The sequence below is a fragment of the Enterococcus cecorum genome, assembly GCF_052119425.1.
Taxonomy (GTDB): Bacteria; Bacillota; Bacilli; order Lactobacillales; family Enterococcaceae; genus Enterococcus_E; species Enterococcus_E cecorum_C.
In genome coordinates this window covers 1-17,166 of the sequence record NZ_JBQKFH010000004.1, presented here as the reverse complement: position 1 = coordinate 17,166, position 17,166 = coordinate 1, and the positions used below count along the sequence as shown (strand labels likewise).

The window sequence follows — 17,166 nt, the reverse complement described above, 5'->3', positions numbered from 1 at the left end:
AGATGCATTTAACAGAAAATATGGTGTTATTAAATCAGAGCTATGCTACAAAAGAGGAGGCCATTAGAGCTTGTGGCCGTTTATTAGTAGATAATGGATGTGTAGATGAAGATTATATCGAAGCAATGATAGAAAGAAATAAGCTAGTCTCCACTTACATGGGAAACTTTATTGCGATTCCTCATGGCACAGATGAAGCCAAAAAATATGTGAAGAAAACAGGAATTTGTGTGATTCAAGTGCCTCAAGGTGTGCAGTTTGGCGAAGATGGTTCAGAAGATTTGGCGATGGTTTTATTCGGAATTGCTGGAATTGAAAATGAACATTTAGATTTATTGCAAAAAATCGCGATTTTCTGTTCAGAAGTAGAAAATGTCGTGAAATTAGCTGATGCAAAATCAAAAGAAGAAATCATTCGCTTATTAGAGGAGGCTGAATAAAATGAAAGCAACACATTTTGGAGCAGGAAATATTGGACGAGGATTTATTGGTGAAATTTTAGCAAAAAATGGCTTTAGTATTGAGTTTGTTGATATCAATGAGACGATTATCGATGCTTTAATGTCTAGAAAAGGCTATACGATCGAACTCGCTGAAGAAAGCAAACAACAAATCCAAGTGGCAAACGTAACAGGAATTAACAATCAAAAAAATCCTGAAGCTGTTGTCGAATCCGTAGCAACCTCACAAATTGTAACGACTGCTATTGGTCCAAACATTTTACCGTTTATTGCAGAACTAATCGCTAAAGGCATCCAAAAACGTAAAGCCAATCAAGTGACTGAAAAACTAGATGTGATTGCCTGTGAAAATATGATTGGTGGGAGTCAGTTCCTATTTGAAAAAGTCAAAGCTTATTTAACGCAAGAAGATTTAGATTATGTGAATCAATATGTTGGCTTTCCGAATGCAGCAGTGGACCGCATTGTACCGATTCAACACCATGAAGATCCTTTATTTGTCAGTGTTGAACCTTTCAGTGAATGGGTTGTAGATAAAACACAGATGAAAAATCCTGAGCTTGTGTTAAGTGATGTGGAATATGTGGATGATTTAGAGCCATATATCGAACGTAAACTATTTTCTGTGAATACTGGGCATGCAAGTGTGGCGTATACCGGTGCGTCTTTAGGATATCAAACCATTGATGAAGCGATTGCCGATGAAAAAGTATTGACGACTCTAGAAAATGTACTAAAAGAAACGGGTAGCTTATTAATAGCAAAATGGCAGTTTGATCCACAAGTCCATCAAGCCTATGCCCAAAAAATTGTGGCACGCTTTAAAAATCCATATATTTCCGATGCAATCACGCGTGTGGCACGTACACCAATTCGTAAATTAGGCTATGATGAACGCTTTATTCGTCCAATACGTGAATTACATGATCGCAATTTAAGTTATCAACAGTTACTAACAGTTGTGGGCTTAATCTTTAATTATCGTGATGAAAAGGATGAACAGAGTGTAGAGTTGCAAAAGATGTTGCAAAACGAATCGCTGGAAGCTGTGGTTCGTAAAGTGACACAATTGACAGATGAAACACTCATTGCTGAAATTGTCGCAGCAGCAAGTAAATAAAAATGTAACGCACCGCTTGAAAGATTTTCAGGCGGTTTTTTGTCAAATGAAGTTTTGAATAATACTTAAGACATCTGTCCAGGTGAGAATGTCACAGGTTTCAACTACTTGTAAATTTCGATGTTGATAGTCGATGGAACGGATTTGATGAGTCACGATTTGTCCAGTGATATTTTTCTAGTGGAAATCTTCATGTAAAATACCTAACTTTCAAATATGATGTTAAATTAAATTCAACATATATTGTAGAAAAACGCAAATAAAAAGATTTTTTGTACAATTGGTCTAGACAAATACGAGGCTTGGTGTTAAAATTGGTATGTACCAATAAGAAGAGGAAAGAGTGAGAAAGATGAAAGTAGTAAAAGTAACCAATGCAAATGAAGGTGGTCAAAAAGCCTTTGAATTATTAAAAGATTGTCTGGCACAAGGAAAGAAAACTTTTGGTCTAGCAACAGGGGGTACACCAGAAACCTTGTATCAAGAAATGGTCAAAAGTGATTTAGACTTTTCGGATTGCGTTTCAGTCAATTTAGATGAATATGTGGGCTTAGGTGGCGAAAATGAGCAAAGTTATCGTTACTATATGAATGATCACTTATTTAATCACAAACCTTTTAAAGAAACCTTCGTACCAAATGGATTGGCTAAAGATTTAGAGGCTGAATGTGTGCGCTATGATGAAGTGATTGCGACTCATCCAATCGATTTTCAAGTTTTAGGAATTGGTGAAAATGGCCATATCGGCTTTAATGAACCAGGCACGAGTTTTGATGTGACAACTCATGTGGTAGACTTAACGCCATCAACAATTTCAGCCAACCAGCGCTATTTTGCAAGCCGTGAAGAAGTACCAACGCAAGCGCTATCTATGGGGATTAAATCGATTATGCAAAGTAAGCAAATTGTTCTTTTAGCCTTTGGTGAGAAAAAAGCAGATGCAATCCAAAAAATGGTAGAAGGACCAGTAACACCCGATGTGCCAGCAAGTGTCTTACAAAATCATCCAAATGTAACGGTGATTGTGGACCAAGCAGCTGCAAGTAAATTAAATTAAAAAAATGATTGAAGCCGAAAAAGTGGAGTTCTTCCCATTTTTCGGCTTTTTTGATTTAATCTCATTATTGAATGAATAATACGGATTTACTTTGTCTTACCCTTGTTTTTTTATAAGTGAAAATGTTAAAATAAGATGAAACGTTTTCTATTTATTAAAAAGGAGATGAAAAAAATGAATTATCCGTTATTAGAGCATAAAATGCCGGAAAGAATCAAAAAAGTGTGGCGATGGACCTGGTTAGTAGAAACAGTCATCACTCTTTTGCTCGGTGGCGTTGCGTTTTTAATTTATCATTTTATTTGGCATAATCAATGGTTATTTTATGGTTTGTTGGTTTATTTATCAGTGGTTATCGTGAAAGCAATAGTAGATTTGGCCTTGATTCCTTATCGCTATACTTTTCATCGCTATGAATTAGCTAGTGAAGATTTGGCCTTTCAGGAAGGGTTTATTTTCCGTTCGACGACTTATGTACCTTTAAATCGTATCCAACATATTGAAACGGAGCAAGGTCCCTTCTTGCGCCATGAAAATTTGATGGAATTGGTGATTCATACTGCAGCGACGAAGCATAGAATTTTAGGTTTGGATGTTAAGGAGGCCCAACAACTTCGCGCGCAAATTATTGAAATGGTAAGGCAGGCGAAAGAAGATGTCTAAGAAAAATCATTATTCGAAACTGTATTTACTTTTTGCGCCTCTTCGTTCTTTAGTCAAATTGATTTGGCAAATTTTTATCCTGTTTGCCTTAAGTAGTTTTTTTGGTAAAGATCGTGATTACTTATCTAAACCTCATTTTTGGTTGTATATCCTTTTAGCTTCGTTGGGGATTTTTCTTTTAGTGGTGGGGTATCATGTGGCTTGTTATTTGACGCAAACTTACGAATTGACCGAGGATGCCTTGATTTTTCGCAAAGGTATTTTCGTCAAGCAAGAAATCATTGTCCCTTATGAACGAATGCAAACAATCAAGAAAAATCAATGGTTTTATATGGTACCGTTTGGATTGGTTCGTCTGATGGTTGAGACCGCTGCACACTCCGGAAAAGAAGCAGAGGTTGATTTGCCGATGGTACCGTATGCCTTATATGATGAATTACAAGCAAGACGTCGTAATGAAACGCTGATGAAACCTAAAGAAAAAACGCGTCAAGCAGACTTTGCCTTGTCTTCTAAGGATTTATTGACATTTGCTTTGACCGAGTTGTCCTTGTTAGCACCGGTTGTCTTAATGTTTGGGGTTTTGCAAGTGATACCGGATAGTGTGCAAGATAAACTTTGGGGGCAATTTAGTCAGCTAGTTATTGTAGTTGCTGTGGCGCTATTTTGTGTTGCTTACTTGTTAACTACTATTTTTATGGTTTTAAAAACAGTGCTGAAATATGCCAATTTCCAAATTTTTCAGGAAAGTACTGGGGCTTTGCGAATTGAATATGGTTTGATTGAACAAAAGTCGCAAGTGATTCCAATGAGCAAAATTCAAGGTGTGCGTATCAAACAAAATATTTTCCGCCTATTTTTCGGCTTGGTCAGTTTGGATTTACTGATTGCTGGTGGTCAAGAAAAACAAGAAGGGGAAAAAGAATCCTTAACGTCTCATCCGATACTAATTCCTGTAACAAAGATTAGTGAAGCCGATACGTATTTGACACAGTTTTTACCCGATTTTGATTTTCAGGTGTCCTTAAAAGAAATGCAGCAATTGCGGTTATGGTATTTTAGTCGTTTTAAATTTTTAATTATCGCAATTCCAATTGGGGCGTATTTCGTCTTTCATTTTGCGATTTGGCAGTTAGCTTTAGCGATTGTCTTGTTAGCCGCACTTTCATTAGGGTATGCCTATTATCAAAGTAAATCCCAAGCATACGGGATGAATGAGCACTTTATTGTTTTTCGCGATGTTCGTTTGTTGGAGCGTGTCCAAACGATTTTGCCACGAAAAAATATTCAGAGTCTAGAAATACGGACTTCTCGTTGGCTGTATCCTAAACAATTAGGCCATTGTAAGTTGAATGTGAAAGCAGGCGATGATGATTTTCACACGGAATTGAATTATTTACCACTTGCTGATATTGAACAGATGATACATTTTTATCGAAAAAACGCTTAGCATAGGTGATCAAATGGATGAATTAGAAAAATTATGGCAGCAGTATCGTATGGAAATGTCCTTTAATGTGGGCGTGCTACCGGAGAGTTTAAAGCAACAAGGGACGATTTTGACTTTTGCACCGAAATCAACCGTGTGCTTACGTGGTAGTTTTCCAGAATATATTTATTTTGTCTTATCAGGAGAAGCAGTGGGACTAAGAGAGTATGTCAATGGGCAAGAATACAGTTATTTCCAATTAAATGCCGAAAATGGTGTCGTGGGTTTGTTGGAAGTATTGGCCCATAAAAAGCATCATATTGCGACAGTGGTGGCAAAAACAGAATTGCAAGTATTACGTTTGCCATCTAGTACAGTGTACCGAAGTTTACAAAATGATTTGCCCCTTTTACGTAAGTGTTTAGCATGGTTGGCTCAAGATTTTTATGCACGTTCTGGCAATGATGGACTCTTTTATTATTCCAAAGCGATTGATCGGGTGCGCTTCTTTTTGGCTAGCTTCTATGAAAAGCATCACCGTAGCAAAGAGCGGCTATTGATTCCGGTATCTTATCAGGAAATCGCGAAGCAGTTAGGTTTGAGTGAGCGTACAGTCGGCCGAAGTATCCAAACTTTAAAGCAAGGCGCAGAAATCACGGTTGATAAGAAGAAAATTTATTTGTCCAACCAGCAATATATGCAGCTCTTAACTAAAATTGAAATTGATTGAGAAAAGATGAGTTTTCGGGCTCATCTTTTTTAATTAGAATTTACTAATCTAACTTTTAAAACCGAATATTTTTGCTATAATCTCTAACAATATACACTTTTTGAAAGGGTGATTTGGATGGAAAAAGCATTATTACAACGTGTTCCCAAAGTAGAGTTACATTGTCATTTAGATGGTTCGATTTCGATGGCTTGTTTAGAGAAAATGGCGAAAAAAGATGGCTATCCTCTGGAAAATTTAGCTAAGGTTCATGCGCCTAAAAAATGTCAAAACTTACAGGCCTATTTAGATAGTTTTGATGCGGTATTGCCATTACTACAAAGCGAAGAAAACTTGACAATGGCCGCCTACGATTTAGTTGAGCAAGTGAGTAGAGAGAATGTTCGTTATCTAGAAATACGTTTTGCACCACTTTTACATACCCATCAAGGCTTAAGTGTGTCTCAAATTCTCGATGCTGTATGTCTGGGGATTGAGCAAGGCATGCAAGATTATGAGGTGGAAGTGAATTTGATTATTTCAGCCATGCGTCATCATAGTAATGAACGCAATCTTGATCTTGTAGAAAAGGTCTGTTCGATGCAACAAGCGCGTGTGGTTGGCTTTGATTATGCAGGTGATGAGCGAGATGATTTAGGCGAGCGTGGAGAAGTTGTCGCTTTGGCTAAGAATAAGCAATTGCAAATTACCTTACATGCTGGTGAATGTGGGTGTGCCCATCACGTGGTTGAAGCGATTCATCTTGGTGCGACTCGAATTGGCCATGGTGTAGCGATTAAAGATGACTTAAAAGCTTTAGATTTGTGTGTCCAAAAAGGCACTTTATTAGAAATTTGTCCAACGAGTAATCTGCAGACTAATGCAGTCGATACCCTCGAAAATTATCCTTATCCGCTATTTGTGGAGAAAAAAGTGAAATTTTGCGTCAACACTGATAATCGCACCGTTTCGAATACAAGTTTAATGAATGAGTATGCTTTATTAAATCAATATTTTGGTTTTGATTTGTCTATGATGCAAAAAACAAATATAGATGCGATTCAGGCGAGTTTTGCTCATCCAGCGACAAAAGAGCGAATCCGCTGTGAATTAGAGCAGAAATATCAGGAATTGATGCACGAAAATAATTAAATACCAAATGTAATCCTTTTCAAATCAGGACAATTGACCTTTTCTATACAATTCGAGTTGAATATACTATAATTGAAAGATGTTGGAAAGGAGAATAATCTGATGTTGAAAAATATTCAAGTTTCCCAGTTAGTAAAGATTATTGTTGGGACGTTACTTGTTGCTTTAGGAATTACGTTGATGATTACGAGCCAGCTAGGGGTGGATACCTTAAGTGTTGCCCTATTTGGTGTAATGAATTTTATTCCCTGGAAATTTGGCTACTTAACATTAACTTTTAATTTAATTATTTTAGCTTTTGCTGTATTTTTTGACCGTCAACAAGTTGGCCTAGGTAGTTTTGCGAATGCTTTTGGCGTAGGCTTAACCGTAAATGCTTTGACGCCCATTTTAACGGCCAATGAATTTTTAACAAGTCATACGTATTTAACGATGATTTTAGGAATTGTCGTTTATGGATTAGGTGTAGGAATTTATGTTGCTGGTAATCTAGGCTCAGCGGCTGTCGAGTGTTTAACAATGATGGTTGTGAAAGCGACGAAATTTCCTTTACGTTATGTACGGATTAGTTTAGATGCTTTGATGGTGGTTATCGGTTTACTATTAGGTAGCCAAAGTTTTGGTATCGGCACCATTATTTGTGTGATTACCACCGGTCTAATTATGGAGCGAGTGTTAGTCTTTTTTGAGAGATTAGAACAAAAAGCCCAAGATAGTTTGATTTCTCAAGTTAAATAATAGATAAGTCAAAAAGAAGTCTTGATGGTTATCTGCATCGATAGCTATCAAGACTTTTTGCGTATTTTGACATAAAAAAATCTAGCCCATCCATGTGAGCTAGATTTATGTACAACTAAATATTACGCTTTGTTGATGTATTCAGTAACATCAAATTTGAATTTCTTACCTTCAGAAATATCTTCAATTAATTGTTGAACTAATTCGATTAATTCTTCGCGTGTTAATGTGATGATACCTGCTAATAACATAGTAATTAAGCCGTTAACCACGATCCAAGCTTCCAAATGCAATAATTCGAAGTCTTCTTTAGGTAATTTGCCGAAACGACGACTTTGCTTAGATAATTCCTTATAGAACTCTACGGAATATTCATACATGATAGGTCCGCCGCCTTTTGGATCAACAAATAAGGCTTTGAATAATTTAGGTTTTTTCAAGGCGAACTCAACATAGTGAACAGGAGCATCTACAATCAAATCACCTGTAATTGGTTGACTCATAAATTTACGGGTTAAATCTGTTTCAATTTTTTGTAACAGTGTACGTTTTAAGTCTTCCATGTTCTTAAACTCAAGATAGATTGGCTGCGTAGAAATGCCCATCTTCTTGGCTACGTTACGGGCAGTAAACTTTTCAAAACCACTCTCTAAAACAACTTCATGTGCCGCTTTCAATATCTGATCTTTTGTATAAACTTTACGACGCATAACATTCACCCCTTATGCTCTTTTCTTCATTTTAACTCAAAACATAATAATTTGTAAAGCGAAAACATAAATAAATTGGTTATTTAAATGAATAAAAAAATTGAATTATAGTATTTCTATACCCTAAAAATGAACAAGTTGATTATTTTGGAATTGGTTACAAATAACTACCTAAATTTTTGGGGGATGGATGTTTGATAATATAATATTTTATAAAAATTCACCTTAAATAATAAAAGTGAAAGAATAAGATAATTATTTTTTTGACACGAAAAAATAATTATCTTATTTCAGTCCATAATAATAGAATGAAATCTAAATATTGAAAGTACACATTTCACTGCGTATAATTTGAAAATTATTGATATTTTTTAATGTTTTTTAATATAGCATCCATTTATTTTATTCAGTCTTTGGAGTAGGCGCGATACCTTTTAACAATACCTCACTCCAATCCTCAGTGAATGGCAAAGCTGCTTGGTAAATTTCTGGATGAGAAAAGCCATTAACCATTGCTTGTGTATACAAAAGCAAAAATTCATCACTGTATTTTTCGTCAATCGCACCTTCTTTGCGTCCTTGTTGCAATAATTTCTTCATTACTCCAAAAGATTCTTGCGTATAATCATTCATTTTTTGAGCCAGTTTTTGGTCGCTTGTTTGGGTATAATAGCGCATTAAATCTAGGTAAAATTGTTGTTCGGTTTGAGCAATCGTATCGACTTTTAGTTGGGTTAATGCCATAAAAGTTTCATTGAAGCTTTTGTTTTTAGCGAGGATGACTTCACTTTTTTGCTTCATTTGATTTAAATAGTAGAAAAAAGTTTCTTGGATGAGGTTTTCCTTGGTTTCAAAATACTTAAAAATGGTGGCTTTAGAAATGGCAGTGGCTTCCACAATTTTTTGAACGGTTAGATTATTAATGCCATTTGGATGATTCATAATTACTAAAGCTGTTTGTAAAATTTGTTCTCTTTTTTTGGCACTACGCCTTTCAAATCCATTCATTGCGATAATCCTTTCCTTCATTTTCTCTATTCAATTATAGCTAAAAAGCGAAAATTTGTGAACTGTATTAACGAAATAAGTTCAAATCATATTGACAAGTCAATGCTAGATATTTATTATTGAACTGAAATTATCTTTTTAGTTCAAAAAAAGAAGGTGTAAGAAAATAGAACCTATTGTAAAAATTATGCAATTATCCAAAAATTTTGGGAAAACGGCCGCATTAAAAGAAGTCAGTTTTGAAATTTATCCAGGAGAGGTAGTTGGTTTTATCGGACCAAATGGCGCAGGTAAATCCACGACGATTCGGGTTATGTTAGGCTTATTGAAAAAATCTGGTGGTACAGTCACGTTATTTGGTAAGGATGCCTGGCAAGATTCTTTAGCCATTCATGAAGTCATCGCTTATGTTCCAGGAGATTTAGCTTTATGGGAGAACTTGACAGGCGGGCAGACGATTGACTTATTGATGAAATTACACGGTAAAGGAAATCAAGCTAAAAAAGAGGAACTTGTCCGAAAATTTCAGCTAGATTTATCCAAAAAGGTCAAGAGTTATTCAAAAGGAAATCGGCAAAAAGTTGGCTTAATTGCAGCTTTGGCGGTAGATTGTGAGCTTTACATTTTAGATGAACCAACGAGTGGCTTAGATCCTTTAATGGAGAGCGTCTTTCAAGATGAAGTCGCACGTCTTAAAGCGGAACAAAAGGCCGTCTTGCTATCCTCGCACATCTTGAGTGAAGTAGAACGTCTGGCAGATCGGGTGGTCATCATTCAAGAGGGACGTGTCGTGGAAAGTGGTACATTAGAGCAATTACGCCATTTAACACGCAGTACGGTCCATTTAGCCTTAAAAGAAAATATCGCAGCGTTAGCAAATTTAAGCTTCATTCATGATTGGACGCAAACTGCTCAAAATCATGCGACCTTTTCGATTGATCATCAGGCCTTAGATGATTTGCTGAAAGAATTGAGTCGCTATCAGGTGCAAAAGTTAGAAATCTTACCACCAACACTAGAAGAATTATTCATGCGTCATTATCAAGTGGAAAAGTAAGGAGGGGAGTGCAATGGATAATCATTTTACCCAAACCTTTGCCTTATTACGTTTTCAATTGCGCCAAAAATGGTTGTGGCTTTCACTTTGGTTGCTTGGATTAACGGCTTTTGCTAGTGGGTATGTCCCTGCTTTTGAAAAAATTGCAGAAGACCAAGGGAAAGTCGGCTTATTTGTCACGATGCAAAATCCCGCCATGGCAGCAATTGTTGGACCATTACCGGTTGATGTAGCGAATAATTATACGGTTGGTGTGATGTATGGCCATGAAATGACGCTTTTTATCGCTGTTGTCACGATGATGATTGCTGGTAGCTTTATGATTGAGCAGACAAGAAAGACAGAAGAAAATGGTCAGCTAGAAATTCTTAAATCGCTGGGAATTGGTGCCAGGGCTTATAGTATGGCGGCTATTTTACTGGTCTTGATGCATACGATTTTAATGGTCGTACTGATTAGTGGAATTTTAGTCTCTTATCAGGTTCAAACAGTAGATGTTGCTGGCAGTGTGTATTTTGCTAGTTCTATCGGTTTGGCAAGCTTATTGGGTGCTAGCCTCGCTTATGTCTGTGCCCAAATCTTTCCGACCAGTTCACAGGCACGCGGTATTTTCTTTAGTCTTGTCGGTTTACTTTATTTATTGAGAGCTAGTACCGATGTTAGCAATCTTGACTTTTCTAAAATCAATCCGCTTGCTTGGACATATTTAGGTCAACCTTTCCTTAGTAATCATTTGAATTATACTTTGGCGTTACTCGTGCTCACAATGGTTCTATTTTTCTTAGGTATGAGATTAGAGAGTCAGCGTGATTTAGGAGCCAGTCTGTTAGCGGCGCGCAAAGGAAAAACACAAGCAAAAGGCTATTTAACGACACCTTTAGGATTTATCTTTTATCTGAATAAAGGAACAATCATTGCTTGGTTAATAGCGGAGATGATGATCGCTTTAATATATGGTTCGATTTATGGGGATATTGACACGTTTGTGAACAGCAATGAATTAATCAGCCAAATGTTTGCCAATGATGCTTCTAGTTTAATTGATTCTTTCACTTCTTTAGTTATGGTTGTTATGACGGCCATTGGACTAGTGATGCCTTTAGTCGTGGTGCGTAAAGTGCATACGGAAGAAGCCAAATCGCGCTTAGGCTATCTCGTGGTGCATCGAGTAAGTCGCGGCAAAATCTACTTATCTACTTTATTTTTATCGTTGGTGTTTGGTCTACTGGCTATTGCACTGAATGGGGCGAGTCTAGGGATAGCTGCGGTAAGTTCGATGAAGGAAGAGAATTATGATTTTGTATGGATCTGCTTAAAAGCGGCGATGAATCAATGGCCTTTAGTGTGTCTATTTGTTGGTTTGATGTTATTGAGTTTAAGTTTGCCTGCCGTTTTTGGTTGGCTCGTCTATGGGCTATTAGGTTATAGTTTTTGCGTGACGTATTTTGCAGTCTTATTAGATTTGCCAAAATGGGTGGTACATACGTCACTATTTGATCTATTAGCCAAGATGCCGATGGATAAATTTGAGCTTGCACCATTTATTGGATTAAGTGTTGCCGGCATAGTGGCAATGTTAGTCGGCTGGTGGCTATTTACAAATAAAGAAATCAAAGCATAGAAAAGAATGCCATCTTAGTGTAAATGCTAAGGTGGTTTTTTGTGCCAAATTAGCTTGATGTTCATTGAGAAAAAGGCCACAATCTGATTTTAGATTATGCTATAATGGTTTCAAAATGATAGATAAGGAGGGTATGAATTTAGGAATGGCAACCGAAACATTGGAATTTAAAAAGTCGACTTCAGAAATCAAAGAAGCGATTCGATCTATTGGTGCAAAACTATAAGATGTCAGGTGCTCGTTATGAGTTTCAAAAGAAGAAAACAGGTTTTGTCGTATGCTTTTACCGTAATAAGATGAGTACTGTTCATGACGCCTATGATATGCTAGAAGATGGAGATAAAAAGCCGATAAAGAATCATCAGGCTTATTCGAAAAATGATAGATTAACGATAGAACAAGAAAGAATCGCCAAAATTATCGACTATATCAATGTACATGGAGAAATTACGAATAGAGAAGCAAGAGAACTATTAGGTTTGGCCGATTCTACTACAAAGCGATTTTTACGACAAATGGTAGCGCAGTCCTTGCTAGTGGTTGAAGGAACACGCAAAATGACTAGATATCGATTGGCATCAAAGAATGAATAAGTTGGAAAGGAATCAATATGGGAACAACACATAAAAAAGACAATCAACGTTATTATAATCCAATTCGAAAAGCAATATTAAATTACAAAATGATTGAACCAGGAGAAAAAGTTGCGATTGGCTTATCTGGAGGAAAAGATAGTACGACACTACTTTATTTGCTAGATACGATTAAAAAACAGCAGCGTCTAGGCTTTGATTTTGACATTCATCCAATGGTTTTAGATATGGGGATGGATATGGATTTAACCCCGCTTAAGGAATTTTGTGCCTCTTTAGGGTACGAATTAGATATTGTACCGACTGATATTGCCAAGATTGTATTTGATATCAGACAAGAGAAGAATCCATGCTCTTTATGTGCGAATTTGCGCCGCGGAATTCTTTATCAAACGGCTAAAGAGCGCGGCTGTAGCAAGGTTGCACTTGGTCACCACTTAGATGATGCGATTGAAACTTTTATGATGAATTGGTTATTCCACGGTGAATTTCGTAGTTTTGAACCGATAACTTATCTCACACGCAGCGAGGTTTCGATTATCCGTCCAATGTTATATGTAGAAGAAACTGCCATTAAGCATTTTGTGCAACGTGAAGGGCTACCGGTGATTTTTAACCCCTGTCCTGCTGATAAAAAGACTAAACGTGAAGAGATGAAGCAATTGGTCAGTCGTTTAAGTGAGACTTATCCAGAAGTACGTCAAAAATTCTTAAAAGGGATGGAAACGGGACTTATGAAAATTTCTGGACACCAAAGCTAGTGGATGCTCCAAATAAAAATGTAAACGTTACTGAGAGTGAAAGCGACCCCCACTGCCAGTGCCACTAATAAAAAAACATGAATATTGGAGGAAAAGAGATGGATATTTCAAAATTAACCTTAGAAGATAAGGCACAAATTTCAGGGGAATATTTTCTAAATTATAGTTTTAATCGTTACGAAAATCAGCTGATAGATCTTGAAACACTTTCGTCTGGGCTGGACTTTTTTGATTTCAACCTGACAGGAGAAGAAACAATCCCACAAAGAGCGAATAAAGTTGCCCAATTACTCGATTATTTGAAAGATACACCGGAAGTACAAGAGGATGACTTTGTAGAGACTTTTCCGTATTATGAAAATGCCGATGAATTACAAGAAGCGATGGAAGACCTGCTTCAGTTCCGTTTTTTATTAAAAGAAGATGATGAAAGGCTTTATGAATTGATATTGAATGAAACGGACTTTCGTGAATCCCTGGAATTTGCAGAAGTTGGTGATTATGCTACCTTTTTCAATCTTGTAGCAAGTGATATAGAATTAGCGCTTTATATCAATTATTTGACGAAAATCTATCAAGCTGTACGTGAACAACAAATTTCAAGCGCGATTCCTGATTTTGCTGAATTGCCCATAGTGACGCAACGCTTAATTCAAAAAATGGATGCTGGAATTTTGTCGCAACAAGCCCTCCGTATGATGGATTTAGCTCTTGCTCGTTTGGAACCAGAGATTAGTGAAGCCTTAGCCGAAAATATAGAGAGCTATTTAGCATTTAGTGATAAAGAGAATATCCTAGAGATTATAGATGCTATGGATGAAGAGGAACTAAGTCAAGCTTTGGATGCAATGAGTGATGACGATGTGGATGATATACTTATGGCGATGATAGATGATTTATCGAATGAAGACTATGGCATGTATAACTATATCTTTAAAATCTATCCTAAAGGTTTTGATCGGCAAGTATATCGAATCATTCAGATGGCAGGCAATCAATCATTAGAAGATTTGTTAGTGACCTTTTTAGATTCGATGAAATTTGATTTTACACACCTTTATCGCTTTGAAGTGGATGGTTTATCTTATGAAAGAAGCGAGGAATATATGGATGTGTTTTCTGAATTGGGTTCTGAAACGACCTTGGATTCCTTGGTATTGGAAGAAAATGAAGTGTTTGAAGCCGTTTATGATTTTGGTGATAATTGGCAATTTATCTTTAAAGTTCAAAAGATGGAACAAATTGAAGCTGAACAAGATTATTGTCAAACCAAAGTGTTAAAAGAAAAAGGCTACATTGAACAATATCCGGAATATTGAAAAAGAGAGAGTTCCTGAAATGGATATTTTGGGACCTTCTTTTTATGGTGTTCAGATTTAAAATGAGAATAAAATGATATTGCGATATTTACTTTATCATTTTTTTGGTATATTTTAATTATCATTCGTTTTTTTAGGAGGGAAAGATAATTGAAATTTAGTCATTATACAGCCAATTTTAAGCACCTTATTTTAGGTCGTTCTGTTAGAAATATTGCCGATAGTTTTTATTTAGTAGCGCTATCTTTAGGTTTAGTAGCCGTCTATCACATAGATGCCGCGAATTTATCCCTTTTTACGCTAGTTGGAATGTTGCCGAATTTGTTTGCTTTTTTATACGGACCTTACTTGCATTATTTGAAAAAAGATAAAGCTTGGTTACTTACTTTTCAAACAGCACAGTTATTTATCATGTTATCGATCATTGCAACCCTTTATTTTCACGGATCGATTTACTTGATGTATGGCTTGAATTTTCTTTTTAGTTTGACTACCAGTTTGTTAAATACGATTCAGATGAAAGTCATTCCAGCTACTTTAGATAATAATGATGAATTGATTAACGCTTCGATTGATATTCAATATGTCGCAAGTAATGTGATTGATATTATCAGTAACTTCATCGCTTCGGTATTACTAACCTTTTTATCGTATTTATTGCTGATGGATTTAAGTATCCCATTCTTTATTGGTGCGATTTACTTCATGTTCCGCTTGAAGATTAAAGATGCCTATTTTGCTAAGGAAAACGAGGAGGACGAGGAACCAGAGGAGCAGCGCATTCGTACCAAACAATCTTTACAGGAATTCTTTAGTGAAAAACGAGCTTCCTTCATTATTTGCACAGAAGCTGTCTTAAGTGGAGGCACCGATCTTTTACTCACGCTAGCGCCACTGTACTTGTTAGCAGAAAGATTCCGTTGACTTATCTAGGAATTGTTATTGCCACCAGACGAGCTGCCGATTTACTTGGCGCCATGGTAGCTCCTAAAATTAAAATGAATCCCTATCATTTCTTCAGCGTAGACTATATGATTTCTGGACTGGCTCTATTACTGATTTTCATTTTGCCACAACCATTACTTAAATTAGTCTGCCTATTCGTTGCCTTCTTTGTTATTGGTATTTCTGGTAATATATTTGAAAAGATGGTTTACGAAGCATATGATCATTCGAAAATGGCTTTGGTTTTTTCAGTGATTTCTAGTTTGTATACCGCTTTTGGTATTATTTTCTTATTAGTTCCTACCGTATATGATAATATCACGGTATTAGGTATTGTTATCAATGTAGCTACCATTTTTGTTGGTATCTGGTTGTGGATTCGAAATCAGGTGGCAAAAAAGCGTTGAAATGAATTTAGATAGGAATGTTTAGTGTGAAACAAGTTATTAATGATTTACGTAAACTTATAGGCTTGCAGTTCATATTTTCAACATTATGGACGTTAACTAATGTATGTTTACCTTACATGAATATGATTTTATTTAATCATGTGAGCCATCTCACGTTAAAATTAGTTATCTTTTTGTGTGTTGGTTATTTCAGTCTTATTTTGTCAAATTCTTTTTTTCAAGATAAGTATCAATCTTTAGAATGGAAAATATCTGCAGAATTTCGGCGAATCATGCAAACTAGGCTTTTTCGTAAAATTCTATCGCAGTCCAATCGAAACTATCAAAGTCATAGTCAATCAGGCTATCTTGCTATTTTTACTAATAATATTGAAGTGCTGGACGAAGAATACTTAAGTCCATTCATCGACATGTTGCGAGCTATGATAGAAATTATTTTCTACACAGGTGCTTTAATTCTTTTTGTTGATTGGAAAATTGCAGTAGTAGTTCTATTGGCTTCATTATTCGCTTCAGTATTACCGAAATATACGGCAGAAAAATTAGCAACTTTACGAAAAAATCAATTAGAAGCTTATGAACAATATGTCAAACAATTAAGTACATTTTTAAAAGGCAAGTCGCTATTTACACCGTTTACTTTTTTGAATTTAACTAAGCGTCATGATTATTATGCAGAAAGCAACCAAAGTAGTTTATATGATTACGGACGTTTTAAAACATTTGCAAATGTAATGAGTGGTTTGGCAATGTTTATTGTCAATTTTTTGGCCTTTGTGATGGTGGCAGTACTTTTATATCGTAAAGAATTATCTGTAGGTGCAGCGGTGGCCACTTTTTCTTATGTTACCAACTTTGTCTATCCCATTCGATATATTCTAACTGATGTGAATGCCTTACACGCTTCCAAAAAAGCACGTCAGGAAATGGAAAATTGGTTGCAAGCAGAAGAAATGACCATTAGAAAACAGGCAAAATATCCATTTGAAAGCCTAGAAATTTGTGATTTAAATTTACAAACGCCAGAAGGTAAGCAGTTATTCCAACATTTATATGTAAAACTACTGGCAGGAGAAAAGATTGCATTAGTTGGTCCAAATGCTAGTGGTAAATCCACATTGTTGCAATACATTTATCAACGAGAGTCATCTGCTGCGATTATCTGGAATCAAGGCAAGGTTAGGGAAAGCGAAATAGATGATTTTGTTGAATATGTCGGGCAGGAATCCGTAGTGTTTGAAGATACAGTGGCTAATAATTTAACCTTGTTTGGCAGTTATCCGCTAAAAAAAGAGCTACTGGTGATGTGACCCCCAAAAGTTAGACTTTATTAGCGTAGTAGTTTTGTCTACTACGTTTTTTTATGCACTCATAAGGTGAATTCTGTATTGAACTGGACTTTTCCACCCTAGC

The 17,166-nt window shown here is 36.2% G+C and carries 17 protein-coding genes and 1 pseudogene; 16 read left to right on the top strand and 2 right to left on the bottom strand.

Translation table 11 applies throughout. The features are described 5' to 3' along the window. Positions 1–2 precede the first annotated feature (2 nt). The 8 genes from ACTQZM_RS01480 (at position 3) to ACTQZM_RS01445 (ending at position 7,329) form a co-directional block, all read left to right on the top strand. Positions 3–440 (top strand): PTS sugar transporter subunit IIA, encoded by a 438-nt coding sequence (locus tag ACTQZM_RS01480; RefSeq protein WP_248624691.1) that lies wholly within the window; start codon positions 3–5, stop codon positions 438–440. Between the two features lies 1 nt (position 441). Beyond that, positions 442–1,581 (top strand): mannitol-1-phosphate 5-dehydrogenase, encoded by a 1,140-nt coding sequence (locus tag ACTQZM_RS01475; RefSeq protein ID WP_287853989.1) that lies wholly within the window; start codon positions 442–444, stop codon positions 1,579–1,581. A gap of 352 nt (positions 1,582–1,933) precedes the next feature. Then, positions 1,934–2,638, top strand: a complete 705-nt coding sequence (gene nagB, locus ACTQZM_RS01470) for a glucosamine-6-phosphate deaminase (RefSeq protein WP_087663453.1) — start codon at positions 1,934–1,936, stop codon at positions 2,636–2,638. A 174-nt stretch (positions 2,639–2,812) separates the two neighbouring features. Next, entirely contained in the window at positions 2,813–3,301 is a 489-nt protein-coding gene (locus ACTQZM_RS01465) for a PH domain-containing protein (protein WP_441652671.1), read from the top strand. Continuing rightward, entirely contained in the window at positions 3,294–4,751 is a 1,458-nt protein-coding gene (locus tag ACTQZM_RS01460; protein WP_441652670.1) for a PH domain-containing protein, read from the top strand. The genes ACTQZM_RS01465 and ACTQZM_RS01460 overlap by 8 nt, the downstream gene beginning before the upstream one ends. A 13-nt stretch (positions 4,752–4,764) precedes the next feature. Continuing rightward, positions 4,765–5,460 (top strand): Crp/Fnr family transcriptional regulator, encoded by a 696-nt coding sequence (locus ACTQZM_RS01455; protein ID WP_248624701.1) that lies wholly within the window; start codon positions 4,765–4,767, stop codon positions 5,458–5,460. A gap of 117 nt (positions 5,461–5,577) precedes the next feature. Beyond that, entirely contained in the window at positions 5,578–6,591 is a 1,014-nt protein-coding gene (add, locus tag ACTQZM_RS01450) for an adenosine deaminase (RefSeq protein ID WP_441652669.1), read from the top strand. A 102-nt stretch (positions 6,592–6,693) separates the two neighbouring features. Beyond that, positions 6,694–7,329, top strand: coding sequence for a YczE/YyaS/YitT family protein (locus ACTQZM_RS01445; protein ID WP_441652668.1), 636 nt, complete (start codon positions 6,694–6,696; stop codon positions 7,327–7,329). 122 nt (positions 7,330–7,451) lie between these two features. Here ACTQZM_RS01445 and ACTQZM_RS01440 read toward each other — a convergent pair whose 3' ends face one another. Then, positions 7,452–8,039 carry a TetR/AcrR family transcriptional regulator gene (locus ACTQZM_RS01440; protein WP_171301960.1) on the bottom strand — a complete coding sequence of 196 codons (588 nt, stop codon included), beginning with the start codon at positions 8,037–8,039 and terminating at the stop codon, positions 7,452–7,454. A gap of 402 nt (positions 8,040–8,441) precedes the next feature. Then, positions 8,442–9,047, bottom strand: a complete 606-nt coding sequence (locus ACTQZM_RS01435) for a TetR/AcrR family transcriptional regulator (RefSeq protein WP_248624707.1) — start codon at positions 9,045–9,047, stop codon at positions 8,442–8,444. Positions 9,048–9,234: 187 nt separating this feature from the next. On the opposite strand from ACTQZM_RS01435, the gene ACTQZM_RS01430 reads away from it, so the two are divergent. The 8 genes and pseudogenes from ACTQZM_RS01430 (at position 9,235) to ACTQZM_RS01395 (ending at position 17,063) form a co-directional block, all read left to right on the top strand. Further along, the gene (locus ACTQZM_RS01430; protein WP_441652667.1) at positions 9,235–10,104 is read left to right on the top strand and encodes an ATP-binding cassette domain-containing protein; all 870 of its coding nucleotides are present in this window, start codon (positions 9,235–9,237) and stop codon (positions 10,102–10,104) included. A 13-nt stretch (positions 10,105–10,117) separates the two neighbouring features. Then, positions 10,118–11,725 (top strand): ABC transporter permease, encoded by a 1,608-nt coding sequence (locus ACTQZM_RS01425; RefSeq protein ID WP_441652666.1) that lies wholly within the window; start codon positions 10,118–10,120, stop codon positions 11,723–11,725. 209 nt (positions 11,726–11,934) lie between these two features. Continuing rightward, on the top strand, positions 11,935–12,318 hold the full coding sequence (locus ACTQZM_RS01420; RefSeq protein WP_441652665.1) for a hypothetical protein: 384 nt from the start codon (positions 11,935–11,937) through the stop codon (positions 12,316–12,318). 17 nt (positions 12,319–12,335) lie between these two features. After that, a pseudogene (locus tag ACTQZM_RS01415) lies at positions 12,336–13,147 on the top strand (tRNA 2-thiocytidine biosynthesis TtcA family protein). 30 nt (positions 13,148–13,177) lie between these two features. After that, on the top strand, positions 13,178–14,398 hold the full coding sequence (locus ACTQZM_RS01410) for an IS1096 element passenger TnpR family protein (RefSeq protein WP_441652664.1): 1,221 nt from the start codon (positions 13,178–13,180) through the stop codon (positions 14,396–14,398). Between the two features lie 150 nt (positions 14,399–14,548). Then, complete coding sequence (locus tag ACTQZM_RS01405) at positions 14,549–15,322, top strand: hypothetical protein (RefSeq protein ID WP_441652663.1); 774 nt, start codon at positions 14,549–14,551, stop codon at positions 15,320–15,322. Continuing rightward, complete coding sequence (locus tag ACTQZM_RS01400; RefSeq protein ID WP_441652662.1) at positions 15,319–15,750, top strand: hypothetical protein; 432 nt, start codon at positions 15,319–15,321, stop codon at positions 15,748–15,750. Before ACTQZM_RS01405 ends, ACTQZM_RS01400 begins: the two co-directional genes overlap by 4 nt. Positions 15,751–15,767: 17 nt before the next feature. Continuing rightward, positions 15,768–17,063, top strand: a complete 1,296-nt coding sequence (locus ACTQZM_RS01395) for an ABC transporter transmembrane domain-containing protein (RefSeq protein ID WP_441652661.1) — start codon at positions 15,768–15,770, stop codon at positions 17,061–17,063. The last annotated feature ends 103 nt before the right edge of the window (positions 17,064–17,166 follow it).

Excerpts from the sequence above, each read along its gene's own strand:
- ACTQZM_RS01480 (WP_248624691.1), top strand. The coding sequence starts at position 3 with ATGCATTTAACAGAAAATATGGTGTTATTAAATCAGAGCTATGCTACA.
- ACTQZM_RS01475 (WP_287853989.1), top strand. The coding sequence starts at position 442 with ATGAAAGCAACACATTTTGGAGCAGGAAATATTGGACGAGGATTTATT.
- nagB (WP_087663453.1), top strand. The coding sequence starts at position 1,934 with ATGAAAGTAGTAAAAGTAACCAATGCAAATGAAGGTGGTCAAAAAGCC.
- ACTQZM_RS01465 (WP_441652671.1), top strand. The coding sequence starts at position 2,813 with ATGAATTATCCGTTATTAGAGCATAAAATGCCGGAAAGAATCAAAAAA.
- ACTQZM_RS01460 (WP_441652670.1), top strand. The coding sequence starts at position 3,294 with ATGTCTAAGAAAAATCATTATTCGAAACTGTATTTACTTTTTGCGCCT.
- ACTQZM_RS01455 (WP_248624701.1), top strand. The coding sequence starts at position 4,765 with ATGGATGAATTAGAAAAATTATGGCAGCAGTATCGTATGGAAATGTCC.
- add (WP_441652669.1), top strand. The coding sequence starts at position 5,578 with ATGGAAAAAGCATTATTACAACGTGTTCCCAAAGTAGAGTTACATTGT.
- ACTQZM_RS01445 (WP_441652668.1), top strand. The coding sequence starts at position 6,694 with ATGTTGAAAAATATTCAAGTTTCCCAGTTAGTAAAGATTATTGTTGGG.
- ACTQZM_RS01440 (WP_171301960.1), bottom strand. The coding sequence starts at position 8,039 with ATGCGTCGTAAAGTTTATACAAAAGATCAGATATTGAAAGCGGCACAT.
- ACTQZM_RS01435 (WP_248624707.1), bottom strand. The coding sequence starts at position 9,047 with ATGAATGGATTTGAAAGGCGTAGTGCCAAAAAAAGAGAACAAATTTTA.
- ACTQZM_RS01430 (WP_441652667.1), top strand. The coding sequence starts at position 9,235 with ATGCAATTATCCAAAAATTTTGGGAAAACGGCCGCATTAAAAGAAGTC.
- ACTQZM_RS01425 (WP_441652666.1), top strand. The coding sequence starts at position 10,118 with ATGGATAATCATTTTACCCAAACCTTTGCCTTATTACGTTTTCAATTG.
- ACTQZM_RS01410 (WP_441652664.1), top strand. The coding sequence starts at position 13,178 with ATGGATATTTCAAAATTAACCTTAGAAGATAAGGCACAAATTTCAGGG.
- ACTQZM_RS01395 (WP_441652661.1), top strand. The coding sequence starts at position 15,768 with ATGTTTAGTGTGAAACAAGTTATTAATGATTTACGTAAACTTATAGGC.